Genomic DNA, 12,450 nt, shown 5'->3' with positions numbered 1-12,450 from the left:
AGATGCCGTTTAACTGGGGATTTATCGGTCCAGAAGGCTCCGGAAAAAGTATAGGTATGACCTATCTTGATGTATTACATCTTGCCAAGGATGGACAGGTTGCTACTTTCCCGGGCTACAATATTTATCTGCGGCAAGAGAGGGATTCTGAAGGCCAGCGAATCCTGCTCTCCCATCCGGTCACCATGGAACAGATGATTATGACCCCGATAGAGAATTTCAGGGGGCATATAGTCTCTATTGATGAAATAGACAACTTCATGGATTCGTCACGTTCTATGTCAATGTTCAATCTGCTTATGTCGTATATCGCCAAACAGCGGCGCAAAAGTGGCATGGGCTTTAACTATACCATTCAGGAATGGGGCGATCTGTATTACCGGATGCGTAATAAGACCCATCTCTTAACCCTATGCTGGGACTTATACTGGTCGCCTTGGGGAAAAGACCGCAAGCTGGAAAGAGGCGAAATAATCCGCTGGGTGACCTTTGACTGCCTGGGTTTTTTTACCGGTAAACCCTGGTCTCAGCTGAAGACGAAATTGCTGACTGCCAAGCCTATTCGCGAATACTATGATACTTTCGCGGCTGTAGATATATTTGAGGGTATGAAAAAGTTTGAAATAATCAAACCGACAACCCGAATTGACCTGCGGCCGGGACAATTGGAAGAAGAGCCGTTGTCGCCCAAAGATGAGGTAGAACACCGGGAAATGGACCGCCGGATTATGGATGATTTAATCGAACAGGGTGTTAGTCCCAAAACAATGGGAGTGTTGCATAAACGCCTGGCCAGGGATAAATCACTATGAAAAAGGTGCTTTGCGGCTTATTACTGGCGGTAGTCTTGGTACTGGGAAGTCCTGCTGCCCAGGTAATGGCGGCTGATCCCACTACTCCTACCACCTTCTCAATAGACGATGTGCAAGTGGTTCATAATATCGTTGAGGCCGGCGATAGTCTGTATGCATTTAAATACACTATTGCTTATGATTCTGGACAGCCTACTACTCCGGCTAACAAGTTGTTCCACTTCCGCTTAATGGATACTGACGGAGTAACCCAGCTGGGAGCGGTAGAACCCTACGCTTATGCTGACTCCGGCTATGGCATGGGATATTCAGCCTTCTATTTTACAGCTGATAATTCACCCGTATGGGAAGCTGCTCTGATAGTAAAAATGGTTGGCTCTCCACAATACTGGGGGAGCCCGCCGGAGGTTAATTATACCCTGACCGGCTCTGATTACAGTCAGCTTGATACTAAATCAGAGAATCAGGTGCTGATGGGCAACTGGGTTATAGAGGTATGCCGTACCCTGGAAATCAACTGGGCGGTCAAACTCCTTACTGAAACTAATCAGGGCACGATCTTAAACGATACCGGCGCGGCCTATGGCAAGGGCACAATCCCTGGATTACAGACAATGTGCCCCAAAATATTCTCGGTGCAAAACCAGACTATTGATACTTCAGACCGTGACTGGAACCCGATTAAAATTGATGAATGGAAACTGCAATGGGACGGAACAGTAGTAGGAGCGTTTCTAGCCGGATTGGCCGAACTGTTCTCCATGGACTGGCAGATAGTGACCAGCTTCGGGGTGGGAGTACTGGTTATTCTATTGTTTGTCTGGGGACAGAGCAAATGGTCAGACAACCAGGCGGCTATGATTGCGGGCATCCATGTGTTGAATGGCTCAACTCTGATGGGTTTTTTGCATCCGGCTATTCTGGCCATTCTGACGCTGCTTAATGCTCTGTATCTGGGATATTTATTGATGGGTAAACACGCATGAAAAAATTTATTATCGCAGTCAGTATGTTTGTCATGTCCGTGCTGATTGGGCCGGGCACTATCTTAGCGTCTGATATAACAGATGCTATATACCGGGCGGATATCCGGGCTACCAATAGCAGTTATACGGCCATGAAAGTGTCAGCGCCGTTTACCTGGTCGACCCAAAGCCTGCTGGACGGGTATTACATTAATTCGGGCTTTACTAATCTGGCCCTGCGTGATTCCATCGGTAATGACATACCTTTTATGCCCGGGCAAGGATCTGATCCGTGGATTATGTGGATTGACCAGATAGCGCAGAATTCCGTTCTTAATTACAGCCTGTATACAGGCGGTGAAACTGCTATGGGCGGTAAACTGGCCTATTTCCCTGACACAGCCGGTATGAGCGTTGTTGATTCTGCGTCTTTGGAGCTGGGGAGTGATTTTGAGATTGAGTTGAGTGGGTATATAAATACATCCAGCGGGACCAGCAAATTAATAATCGACAAAGGCGGTGCTTATATTTGCTACCCGAATAATGCAGGCGAAATTGTTGCGCTAATCGGATCAGCAGCAAATATTAGCCAAGCCACATATTATTCAGCCACCACATCCAGAGTCTACGGAGCAAATTGGTATGGACAAACTTTTATCCCTATTAGCGATATATATGTCAACAGTATTACATTATGGTGTCAGAAAATATTAGCGCCAAGCGGAAATTTTAATGTATATATCTACGCCGTATCTGGAGGAGTGCCAACTGGTACTGCGCTTGCAACTGGATCAATTAGCGCATCTACTATCAGTGGGTCAGCTGGCGCCCAAACATTTTACTTAAGTCAGTCAGCAAAATTAAGTTCCGGAACTTCTTATGCCTTGGCTTTCTCTTGCCCGACTGGAGACGCTTCTAATTATATTAAGGTGTGGTCAGAAAATTCGGATGCTTATGCCAGTGGAACTAAGTGTTCGTCATCGGACAGCGGCGTAACTTGGTCAGCAGACAGTTATGATTATTATTTTGTTGTAGGTGGCTATACTCCTGCTGTAACACTAACAGCTACCGGAATAATATCTAGCGACCATACAGTAAAAACTGTTTTATCCGGGGGAACATTTTCTTTATACGTTGACAATATATTGGCTGATTCTGCCGCTTATGCTGGCTCTATTACTGATAATGCCAATAACTGGGTTATCGGGGCTAACGGATCCATGCCTTACCTGTACTACGCTAAAATAACGATTGGTGGGGTATTAAAAGGCTCGTGGGAATGGCAATACGCCACTACATTTACGGATCTATCCGGGAATAGTAATGATGCCACGCCCTCATTCCGGACAACAACCACCGATGCGGATGTCTCGGCAGCTATAATCAGCTACAACGCCTACAATTTGAGCGCATTAGTAGTTTCTGGAGATGACAAAGGTATTCAGATTATAGATGATGATGAAATTTCTGATACGCCTGCCGGATTTTTCGGAGCGCTGGATCCTGACCGGCTTGAATTCCTGTCCCCTATAAATGAGATTATATCCGAAGCAGGTATCCCGCTTGAATTTGTCTGGTATCCGTTTATATTCGGCGGCGGAGCTGCTATTACCATGATATCGTTCGGAGTAACCCGTAAATTATTGCCATGTATCATCGCAGGTGGTATCTGGACAGGGTTCTTGTCTGCCGCTTTGGGAGCTGATTTATGGACAGTCCTGCCATTTGTAGTCGTAGCGGCTACTGAACTGGTAAACAGAAAGACGGTGAGTCTCTGATGCGTCCTCAATGGCTGGTATGGGTAGTATTTGCCTTCGTAATCGGCAATGCTATGTGTCTGATACTTGACGGTGTTTGGATAGGTACTGCCGAGCAGAATTTTTTTAATGCCTTACTGGGGTTCCAGGTAATGAGTTATACCGATAGCACGATGGCCAATATTGGCATTACAATTGCGAATTTCACAAACGGTTTAATCGGGTTTTTCACCCACGCTTTACCGAAACTGGTAGCATGGGATTATTCATTTCTGGATGGCGGATGGTCTGTAATCAAGTGGTTTTTACTCTGGCCTATATCAGCCGGTACTGTTTTAGGCGTAATCCTGTCATTCAGGCGATAATCAACGGCAAATACTGGCGGCAGTATCTTGCCGCCCGAAGCTCTTTAAACTTCCGGCTGTAATCAAAATACTCATCCACTGACAGCATATTATCTCTGGCGGGCTTTATTGACGCCCATAAACGGTCACAGAGGCGCTGGCATGAACACCCTTCACAGCCAGCGCTTCCCATTTCCTCGGCGCAGATATCCAGTTCATTCTGAAGCATTCGTAGGTTAAAATCATCCTCTCCCCGTTCAACAACACCTGTCCTGCTCATAAATTCACCTCTCTATTTAGTCCCCATAAAGTTGAATATGATTGTTTTTACTCCCATGGTTGATGAAGCGATTCGGGGTTCCTGATAGTTCTCGGGCACGTTTGCGCTAAACGATACCCGCATGATTGGCTTAATATTTCCATGGATTAAGGCACTTAGCATCGAGCCTGGATTATTCTGCCCACGCCCAGGTACGTTTACAGATGGTTTCATCTGAACGTCGTCTATCTCTTCAAACGTAACTACTCTGTGAGGGGTATTTTCATCCGTTCCAGCAAATGAAACCGCTATGAAATCAATCGGATATCTCATTTTATTGATATCCAGCAGCAGTTTTAGTTCATACTGCTCTAAAAATGCCTCGAACTCTATATCCAGCCAGACCGGTTCACCTTCTTCTATAATCTGCTTGGATTTAAATGACCGTATCTGGCCGAACGTTACGACCTTAGGACAATTTACAATTGCTTTTTCCATGCTGTTCACTCCTCTTTTTTGTGTTTATTCCATAACCACCCAATACTGAGGTCCGCAAATCGGAATAGCGACTCGCTTACCTATTAAATTTTGTTTATCAAGATTCGTTTCGGTAACTATTAAATGATGCGTGCCGGGGCTCTCGAATAGTCTATTCTTGGGACGAATGCCTTCAATAAAAGAACCATCCGGCCAGACTGCTTTAAGATGTCTCATTTTTATCATCTCCTCACTTTTTAAAACCTTACCCTGCCCTGCCTTACCCCTCCCCGCCCGGTCCGTCCTAGCCCCACCGTGCCTTACCAGACCATGCCCCGCCCTACCCTGTATGCTGCATTATTGCTCAATAAATTTTGTAACTATGAATTTACCGAATTTACCCCCACGTCCTGGGCGAAAATCACCTATCCCTACGTATAGTCCGGCATGATCTAAGGCCTGTTTAACAACCTCAATAGGAATTTGTTCATCTCCAATATTGATTTCAAATTCTAATTCCCACTCCTTAAATATTGGTCTGTAACGTACTATCCGTGCTTTCTGTATGACAACAGGACGACTATCGGTTTCATAATTCTGTATCAAATGAGTGATAGCATCAGGGGAAACAGAGACAGCGGAACCAATGAGTTTTGAATAGGTTGCCCCTCGTTTGCCTGGTATTTTTAGTGTTTTACTGGCCTCTTTAAGCGAGGCTTCAATATGGCTCGCTGGCTGATAAATTTGTCCATGATCATCCTTGTATAACGATAGTTCAGCCTCTGCCTTCCAATCTGGTACGCCGGTGCGTCTTTTTGACGTATCGTCTGCCCCCGCCATCGGGAATCTGTGCATCAATAATGGGGTGATACCTTTGATTTTAGTTAAAACAGTTTTCATTGATTTTCTTTCCTTTCCCTTAGCACAATTTTTATTAAGATAGGCCATCATTTTTTACAATTGTGAATTTTGATGTCTTATCTCTTTACAAAGGAGCTCTTTAATTGCTGTCATCTCTTACACTCCTATTGCCTGTTGCTGGTTACTAATGGCAGCTCTATTTGGTTACGGCTAAGCCACGTCAGTACACGCACTGAATGAAATCCACCAGGCAACAATAACCATAATTTTTCTCGCTTAAATCCTTTAATTATTGGCGCACACTGGTCTAGCCATATTACGTTATCAGCATGTTGACGCAACCAGCTAATTAACGGACGCCTCTTTTGGACACAAGACGAAACGGCCCCCTTTATTCCATACCCATTTAGCTTTGCATCAGTGCGTGTAATTTGGTAAGGGGGGTCAAGAATAACCCAATCCCAGTGACGTTTATCCTGTGCAATAAATTCCTCAACAGTACAATTTGCCGTAGCATTTTGATGTGCAATATCTACTCGCTCACTTCCTATCGTGCTGGAGCCAGAGAATAAGTGCAGGATATTACCGCTAATGAGGGATTTGATTATGCTTACAACCACAGGTGTAAATGCTCCGGGATAACCGGTATTATTAAACCCCATTCCGCAGGCTTCTATTTTGAACCCTTTGGCTGTCATGCCGTCACCTCAACTATTCCTTCAAAAATCATTTGTTTTTTGAAGCCTCCCATCCGATAAGATTTTTGGCTTTAAAATTTATGCAAAAATGGGGGTGGGTTTTTTGAAGCATTTTAATTGCCGGCCTTTATCCGGTTATAGACCCAACCGGCTGTAATTCTTAGCCCGGTCTGCTCGCTCAATATCCTCGCCGTCTCGGAATAACCCTGATTTTCTTTAGTAATCCGGTTAACCCGTGAGCAGGCTATCTCGTGGGCTTCCAAAACCTTATTGAAGTCTATTGCCTTTCTTGGGCGACCGAATGCCTTACCCTTAGCCTTTGCTCTTGAAAGTCCGGCGTTAACTCTTTCAATAATGGTGTCCTTTTCAAACTGGGCAAAAGCGGCATAGATGTTAAACATCAGGTCTCCAGCTGGACCTTGGACTGAAAGAACAGGGACAGTGGTAACAATAAAATCTATGCCGGCATTGCGCAGCATTTTAACGGACGAGGTGGCCACCGTAATGTCGCGGAATGCCCGGTCAAGTTTCCACACCAGTAACCCCCGAAACTTTCGGGCAGATGCATCCACTAACAACTGTTTCCATGCCGTCCTGCGGACGAAATCATTGGCCGAGGCATGATCTATATATTCCCTGGTTATTTCCATGCCGTTTTCCTGGCAATATTTCCGCAGCTCCATCAGTTGGACTTCCGGATCCTGATTTTTATCCCGAGTGCTTACCCTGGCATATAACGCGACTTTCATTTATCCGAGCCCTTTGAGAATGATTTAACAATCTTCATGTCAGCTAACTCCTATTCTTTTGGAAACATGGAAACAATAAAGGAATCTCAAAGCTAAGTTACGTTGTTTCCAAAATGTTTCCATTTTATTATTGTTAAGTAGTTTATTTGTTCGTATATCAATCGTGTTACCAAAATGTTTCCAGCTAACATTATGTCTGTTTCCAATGTTTCCAAAATTTAGGGCTTGTTTCCAGGTCTTGGAAACAACGTAAGCCACGATTGGAAAAAGTGGTTTGTTTCCATGTTTCCAAAATTTTGATATACCCCCCGCCGGTAAAAAATATTTACACATTTTCCATGCCTTCCAGCGGCAGGGATGTTGTTTTAGCCAATCCGATAGCCTCATTTTTAACCTTGACTACCCGGAATGACTTCGGGATAGCCGTTACTCTGGCCATGACCGTAGGCCTGCCGTCATTGGAGGCCTCAGTAAATCCCATGCGGTTTAAATCCCGCCATGTTTCCAGCTCGTTGATGGTATATGGATTGTTGGACTTTGCGCAGTGCTGGACTATTACCTGGTAAGTGGCGGCCGGATCCAGCAGGGTATGCCCGTTCATATAATCCCGCCAGCCGATAGCGGTCTTACCTGATGGCAACTCAGTCAGCGCGGCATCATTTTTATTGCGTAATACTGCCGTACCGATACGCAGCGATGCCTGGATAGCCTCAATAGCTCTCTGACCTGGGCGTTGTTCCTCAACCATTTCGCCCTGCTCCTTGGCCATGTCCATGAAATAACGGCGGCCCTCATTCATGAATAAATCGTATTCGTCTGCCTTAAGCTCTCCAGTAGATTTAGCAAACTCTAAAGCGGTAGACAGCGCAATCAGAAGGATGGCTACTACATCCGGCAGGCGGGAATGTATTTTGCAGTCGCTTAATTCATTGGTAATCTCAGCCCGCAGCTGGGTAAATTTCTGCCGGAGTTCACATTTGCGCTCAAGCCAGTTCGGTTGTAACCAGGCGATATAGTTGGCCATGGCCTGGCGGTATAGGTGGCGGTCCTTAGTCTGAGCCTCGGTCATTAAGCCGAGGTCAACCATTTCCTTTTCCAACCGCACGCTGATAATACGGGCGGTATGGGAATGGCCGGAGGGTGTATGCTCACCTGATGTAACCAACATACCGCGGGGATAATAACTCAGGCGTGAGGTTGTGTCTGAGCGCATCCGGCCGCGCCCCTGGTGATTGCCCTGGGCACGAATGATATGCTCAGCTTTAGCTTCCAACTCGCGTTTCTTATTGTTATCCTGACCAGGTGCCCAGTCATCTATAACCAGCGGCAGGTCCTTAGCGGTGAACAACAGTTTTTCCAGCTGGTTACCGGTATCCCGCCAAGACGCCGGCAGATGGTTATTGTCAAAATCTCCGAAATGGCAGAGTGCCAACGCAGACAGAGTTGATTTATAACTGCCGGACACAGCCACCAGCCATAAGGTAAAAGCCGGTTCAAGGGCTTCGGCCAGCGGAGACAGATACATCGTTGTCCAAAGCGGCAGGGTAACGGACAAGTCAGCGATATAGAGAAAGTTCAGGCTGGCCCGGACAGATTCCCTTAATTTCTCCGGGTCCGGTGTGCCCAGGAAATACCTCTGCAGCTGGGGTTCCAGGTCTACATCCACTCCATCACAGCCTATAGCCCCGCCCTGGGAGAGGAATATATCTTGCCCGTTAATATGACGCCAGCCGGTATGGGTATATATATGACGGGATTGGGCGTTTTGGGAGAGCAGCTGCATAGCCTCTCTGAGGCAGTCTTTAACGCTCTGACCGGCGCCTATGATGGCCCGCATTCCCCATTCTGATACTACCCAGTTTAATCCAGGGAAAGATGATGCAGACACCTCAATAGCGGGCAGATTATTACCGGCGTAATCATGGCCAAGTATCCGGAAAAACTTGGATACTTCTACCCCGTTGTCTCTGGTTATTTCTTCTGTTACCCTGGCTGTAAAATTACACAGGGGGAGAGTCAGCGATCCATCTCTGCCGCCTTTTATTAGACAGACCCTGCCGTTTTCCACACAATACCGCTCTCCGGATATCTCACGGAGGGAGTCCTGTATTAGCGGCGGTACATAGACCGGTGCCTCGGCTACCAGTTTTTCCAGCTGGGAGGCAGTTCCGCCGGCATTCAGCCAGTCGGAAAAGTCCTTAACCCCTGTATAGCCGTCCTCAGTCTTCTGGAATTCACCCGGCATCTCTATAATTTTTACCGGTACGCCTCTGTTATGTACGGATAGGGCGACCTCGGAGGCATGTTTGCGGCCGGGTTCGTCTTTATCGGCGATAATGATCACTTGAGGCGCACCTTTTAATTCATCAGAATATTTGTCTTCCCACTTGCCGGCGCCACAATCATTACACGTTGCGACCAAGTTTAAGCCTCGTATGTTATCAACGTCCTTTTCACCTTCAGCAATGTAGACTGATTTACCTTCAGCTATCCCGCGTACCAGATTAGGCAGCCGGTACAAAATATGGTCTATCCCATCCATATTATTGATGTAGTACCCGTTCTGATCCGGGCGTCTAAATCTGAAGGTTTTTGGCTGGTAGCGTACATGCTCGTAGTATATGGATCCGTCTTTTTGCTCATACGGGTATGCCATAACTATCCGACCCAGCGGTGAATTTTTCTTGGATGACTTGGCAGTTTTGGGCATTGCATCATTAACAGGCATATCCAACGCGGACATGATCGTCTCATAGCTACATCCGGCAAAGCATTTGATCAAAATCTTGCCACTCTTTTCGCATACTGATAGTGACGGGTTTTTATCGGCATGCGCAGGGCAGCAGGCCATCCAGCCGGAGCCGTTCTTTTTGACGCCCTGGAGTTTGGCCAGTATATCGTCTATCGTATATTTACGTGTTGCTGTTGTCATATTGGACCTCATTTCAGACTAGTTAAATGGAAATAGCCGAACTTAGGGTTTCTGACCGGGAATTCATTGCCGGCTTTCCGCATGGCATCTATCGGGCTATCAGCCTTTCCCTCCCACCATTGACCGGTGCGTTCATTCTTGATACGATAAGCCACTTGTTGTTGAGGCATTGCCTCATTCCCCTTTCTGGGACGAAGCTCACACTTCGCCCCAAAGTATTTCAGCCTTATAAGCCGTTTAAGTTGCCCCAGGTTTTCAGACCGGCGGCTGTCCATTCCTCCTATCTGATTAAAAGTCAAAAGCTAAAAAACCAGGCGGAGCCACTCTCCTTTGCATTATGTTATGTATATTAGAATCTTTTGATAGAAGCAATAACTCTTCCCAATATATCAGCGTTAGTCATAACTAAATCTTTATAATCTCCATTTGAGGACCGCAGAATAATCTGTCCATTATTCAAATATAGATGTTTTGCAGTCACTTCATTATGCGCTGTACGAACGGCATAAATTTTACCTTCAAACATCTCTGAATCTTTATCAACAATGATTATATCGCCGTTTTCAATCCCATCCCCTTTGAGGCTCTCACCGCTCACTCTCAACGCATACACTCTCTTACTCGCATTTTTTAATAATTCCTTTGGGACAGGAACATAATCAGATGCTGCCTCTTCATCTACTAATTCCGGATATCCTGCGGGTATATAACCAATTACTGGGATGAATTCAATATCATCCATTCTTCTGGATATTGCTTGTGCGCGGCTTAATAAATTACCAAGAGATTCTTCTTTCTCACCCAATAATGCTGATGTCGAAATATCAAGTCCACGCGCTAACTTCTGCGCAATTCCAAGTGTAGCACTATATGTTTTCCCGCTTTCCAATTGGGATATGTAGGCACGATCTACACCTGATCTCCGGGCTAATTCACTCTGCGTCATACCTATTTTTTTGCGTAACTCTTTGAGCGTTATACCTATTGATGACTTATCTTCCATAGCACCTATTTTCACTTGCCTGTTGAATATTTACAAGTTGTAGATATATTTAACAAAAGTGTCAATTATATATTGACTTAAGTCAATGGTAGTGGTATCCTCATGTAGAAATGAGCAACAAAATAGTTGATATTATCAAACAATACCTTGGCAAAAACAGCATCTCGGGAAACCAATTTTCCCGGACAATAGGATTTGACCCAGCAATATGGTGCAGAATTAAGCACAAAAAAATGCAACCCTCACCTGCATTTTTGACAAGTGTCGCTCGGACTTATCCGGAACTGCGTCTCCAAATTCAAGAGTCGATGTTTGGTACAGAGGAGAACGATGGAAACTAATAAATCAGAAATAGAACTATATCCCATGACTCCATCTCAAATTCGGCAACGTAAAAATGCCGGAGCACTCGGAGGTCAAGCTATTCTGGAACGATACGGAGTCGAGTGGTTACAGAAAATCGGTAAGCTTGGTGGGAGACCTAGATTAGCAAATATTGAACTATTAAGACAGCAAAAAGCCCTTAAGGCTGCTAATAAAGAAAATCAGAGGGTCACAGGTTCGAGACCTGTACGGCCTACTTTAAAGCTAAATACACCGGCGGCTGTCCAAAAAGTGCGGTGAAAGATACCCTGATTGCACCCCAAGCTCACGATAGAACTATACGTAAACTTGATACCCTGATTGTATCCACTGGTCTTAGACGTCACCTTGAAGCATTTCTTTTGGCATGCCGTGTTGAAGATTTATCCCGCAGGACTATTTTTGATTATCGGCAGAAGATTGGTCAGATAATCGATTACATGGTAGCTCTTGGTCTTACAGATCCAAAAGAAGTTACTGCCTCACATATAAGAGGATTTTTACTTACCAAACAGGAAACTTGTCAGCCGGTAAGTGTCCACGGTTATTATCGCTCTATTAAAGTTTTTTTCAATTGGCTAACACGAGAAGGTGTTATCAGTTTTAGCCCGATGGCTCCTATCCGTCCGCCAAAAGTTCCCAAAAAAATAATTCGGCCTTACTATCCGGATGAACTAAGGTCGTTGCTTTTAGCGTGTGAAGGGCGAGGTATTTTGAGTTTACGTGACCGGGCTATTATGCTGGTGTTAATTGATAATGGGATTAGGTTAGGGGAGCTTGCGAACATCAATATTTCAGATATTGATGTAGATAGAGAAACAATCAGCGTCTGGGGTAAGGGACGTAAACAGCGTGTTGTGGGAATTTCTAAACGCACCCAGATGGCAGTTTATAAATATCTACATGCCCGAGTTGATAATAATCCGTCTCTTTGGGTTACTACTGACAGTAAGACTCTCACGCCTAAAGGTATATATTTGGCTATTCATAGATTAGGCGAAAGAGCCGGGCTGAAGGATGTCCGTAACTCGCCGCATACCTTTCGCCATACGGCCGCGACATTGTCGATAAAGAATGGCGGGGATTTATTCCAAGTGCAATCAATGCTTGGACATACTACATTGGCCATGACCAGACGTTATGCGGCTTCGTTACAATCAGAAGCAGCAGCTGAAGCGCATAAGAAGTTTAGCCCGGTTGATAATCTAAAGCTGTAAAAATATTTTGCAT

Annotated in this window: 14 protein-coding genes; 6 read left to right on the top strand and 8 right to left on the bottom strand. The window is 45.3% G+C overall.

Annotated elements, in window-relative coordinates; all coding sequences use genetic code 11:
• The first annotated feature begins 2 nt into the window (after positions 1–2).
• Genes DET_RS01660 through DET_RS01645 form a run of 4 tightly spaced genes read left to right on the top strand, consistent with a single transcriptional unit; the run spans position 3 to position 3,899 of the window.
• Positions 3–812 carry a hypothetical protein gene (locus DET_RS01660; protein ID WP_010936065.1) on the top strand — a complete coding sequence of 270 codons (810 nt, stop codon included), beginning with the start codon at positions 3–5 and terminating at the stop codon, positions 810–812.
• On the top strand, positions 809–1,798 hold the full coding sequence (locus tag DET_RS01655) for a hypothetical protein (protein WP_010936064.1): 990 nt from the start codon (positions 809–811) through the stop codon (positions 1,796–1,798). The genes DET_RS01660 and DET_RS01655 overlap by 4 nt, the downstream gene beginning before the upstream one ends.
• Positions 1,795–3,555 carry a hypothetical protein gene (locus DET_RS01650; protein WP_010936063.1) on the top strand — a complete coding sequence of 587 codons (1,761 nt, stop codon included), beginning with the start codon at positions 1,795–1,797 and terminating at the stop codon, positions 3,553–3,555. The genes DET_RS01655 and DET_RS01650 overlap by 4 nt, the downstream gene beginning before the upstream one ends.
• Complete coding sequence (locus DET_RS01645) at positions 3,555–3,899, top strand: hypothetical protein (RefSeq protein ID WP_010936062.1); 345 nt, start codon at positions 3,555–3,557, stop codon at positions 3,897–3,899. Before DET_RS01650 ends, DET_RS01645 begins: the two co-directional genes overlap by 1 nt.
• Here DET_RS01645 and DET_RS01640 read toward each other — a convergent pair.
• The 8 genes from DET_RS01640 to DET_RS01595 form a co-directional block, all read right to left on the bottom strand.
• The gene (locus DET_RS01640; protein ID WP_010936061.1) at positions 3,889–4,158 is read right to left on the bottom strand and encodes a hypothetical protein; all 270 of its coding nucleotides are present in this window, start codon (positions 4,156–4,158) and stop codon (positions 3,889–3,891) included. The genes DET_RS01645 and DET_RS01640 overlap by 11 nt on opposite strands.
• 12 nt (positions 4,159–4,170) lie before the next feature.
• Positions 4,171–4,635 carry a hypothetical protein gene (locus tag DET_RS08650; RefSeq protein ID WP_041223320.1) on the bottom strand — a complete coding sequence of 155 codons (465 nt, stop codon included), beginning with the start codon at positions 4,633–4,635 and terminating at the stop codon, positions 4,171–4,173.
• Positions 4,636–4,971: 336 nt separating this feature from the next.
• Positions 4,972–5,565: a hypothetical protein gene (locus DET_RS01625; protein ID WP_010936059.1), complete on the bottom strand. Its 594-nt coding sequence runs from the start codon at positions 5,563–5,565 to the stop codon at positions 4,972–4,974.
• Positions 5,566–5,639: 74 nt separating this feature from the next.
• Positions 5,640–6,173 carry a hypothetical protein gene (locus DET_RS08645; protein ID WP_041223318.1) on the bottom strand — a complete coding sequence of 178 codons (534 nt, stop codon included), beginning with the start codon at positions 6,171–6,173 and terminating at the stop codon, positions 5,640–5,642.
• 113 nt (positions 6,174–6,286) lie between these two features.
• Complete coding sequence (locus DET_RS01615; RefSeq protein WP_010936057.1) at positions 6,287–6,922, bottom strand: recombinase family protein; 636 nt, start codon at positions 6,920–6,922, stop codon at positions 6,287–6,289.
• A gap of 325 nt (positions 6,923–7,247) precedes the next feature.
• Complete coding sequence (locus tag DET_RS01605; RefSeq protein ID WP_010936056.1) at positions 7,248–9,854, bottom strand: CHC2 zinc finger domain-containing protein; 2,607 nt, start codon at positions 9,852–9,854, stop codon at positions 7,248–7,250.
• 8 nt (positions 9,855–9,862) lie between these two features.
• On the bottom strand, positions 9,863–10,129 hold the full coding sequence (locus tag DET_RS01600) for a hypothetical protein (protein WP_010936076.1): 267 nt from the start codon (positions 10,127–10,129) through the stop codon (positions 9,863–9,865).
• 74 nt (positions 10,130–10,203) lie between these two features.
• Positions 10,204–10,872, bottom strand: coding sequence for a LexA family protein (locus DET_RS01595; protein WP_041223323.1), 669 nt, complete (start codon positions 10,870–10,872; stop codon positions 10,204–10,206).
• A 315-nt stretch (positions 10,873–11,187) separates the two neighbouring features.
• Between DET_RS01595 and DET_RS01585 the strand changes: the two genes are divergently transcribed.
• On the top strand, positions 11,188–11,481 hold the full coding sequence (locus tag DET_RS01585) for a hypothetical protein (protein ID WP_041223322.1): 294 nt from the start codon (positions 11,188–11,190) through the stop codon (positions 11,479–11,481).
• Complete coding sequence (locus tag DET_RS01580; protein ID WP_010936075.1) at positions 11,478–12,437, top strand: tyrosine-type recombinase/integrase; 960 nt, start codon at positions 11,478–11,480, stop codon at positions 12,435–12,437. The genes DET_RS01585 and DET_RS01580 overlap by 4 nt, the downstream gene beginning before the upstream one ends.
• The last annotated feature ends 13 nt before the right edge of the window (positions 12,438–12,450 follow it).

The organism is Dehalococcoides mccartyi 195, assembly GCF_000011905.1.
Taxonomy (GTDB): Bacteria; Chloroflexota; Dehalococcoidia; order Dehalococcoidales; family Dehalococcoidaceae; genus Dehalococcoides; species Dehalococcoides mccartyi.
This window is presented reverse-complemented; position numbering and strand designations above follow the sequence as displayed.

Excerpts from the sequence above, each read along its gene's own strand:
- DET_RS01585 (WP_041223322.1), top strand. The coding sequence starts at position 11,188 with ATGGAAACTAATAAATCAGAAATAGAACTATATCCCATGACTCCATCT.
- DET_RS01645 (WP_010936062.1), top strand. The coding sequence starts at position 3,555 with ATGCGTCCTCAATGGCTGGTATGGGTAGTATTTGCCTTCGTAATCGGC.
- DET_RS01655 (WP_010936064.1), top strand. The coding sequence starts at position 809 with ATGAAAAAGGTGCTTTGCGGCTTATTACTGGCGGTAGTCTTGGTACTG.
- DET_RS01650 (WP_010936063.1), top strand. The coding sequence starts at position 1,795 with ATGAAAAAATTTATTATCGCAGTCAGTATGTTTGTCATGTCCGTGCTG.
- DET_RS01640 (WP_010936061.1), bottom strand. The coding sequence starts at position 4,158 with ATGAGCAGGACAGGTGTTGTTGAACGGGGAGAGGATGATTTTAACCTA.
- DET_RS01600 (WP_010936076.1), bottom strand. The coding sequence starts at position 10,129 with ATGGACAGCCGCCGGTCTGAAAACCTGGGGCAACTTAAACGGCTTATA.
- DET_RS01615 (WP_010936057.1), bottom strand. The coding sequence starts at position 6,922 with ATGAAAGTCGCGTTATATGCCAGGGTAAGCACTCGGGATAAAAATCAG.
- DET_RS08650 (WP_041223320.1), bottom strand. The coding sequence starts at position 4,635 with ATGGAAAAAGCAATTGTAAATTGTCCTAAGGTCGTAACGTTCGGCCAG.
- DET_RS01625 (WP_010936059.1), bottom strand. The coding sequence starts at position 5,565 with ATGATGGCCTATCTTAATAAAAATTGTGCTAAGGGAAAGGAAAGAAAA.
- DET_RS01660 (WP_010936065.1), top strand. The coding sequence starts at position 3 with ATGCCGTTTAACTGGGGATTTATCGGTCCAGAAGGCTCCGGAAAAAGT.
- DET_RS08645 (WP_041223318.1), bottom strand. The coding sequence starts at position 6,173 with ATGACAGCCAAAGGGTTCAAAATAGAAGCCTGCGGAATGGGGTTTAAT.
- DET_RS01605 (WP_010936056.1), bottom strand. The coding sequence starts at position 9,854 with ATGACAACAGCAACACGTAAATATACGATAGACGATATACTGGCCAAA.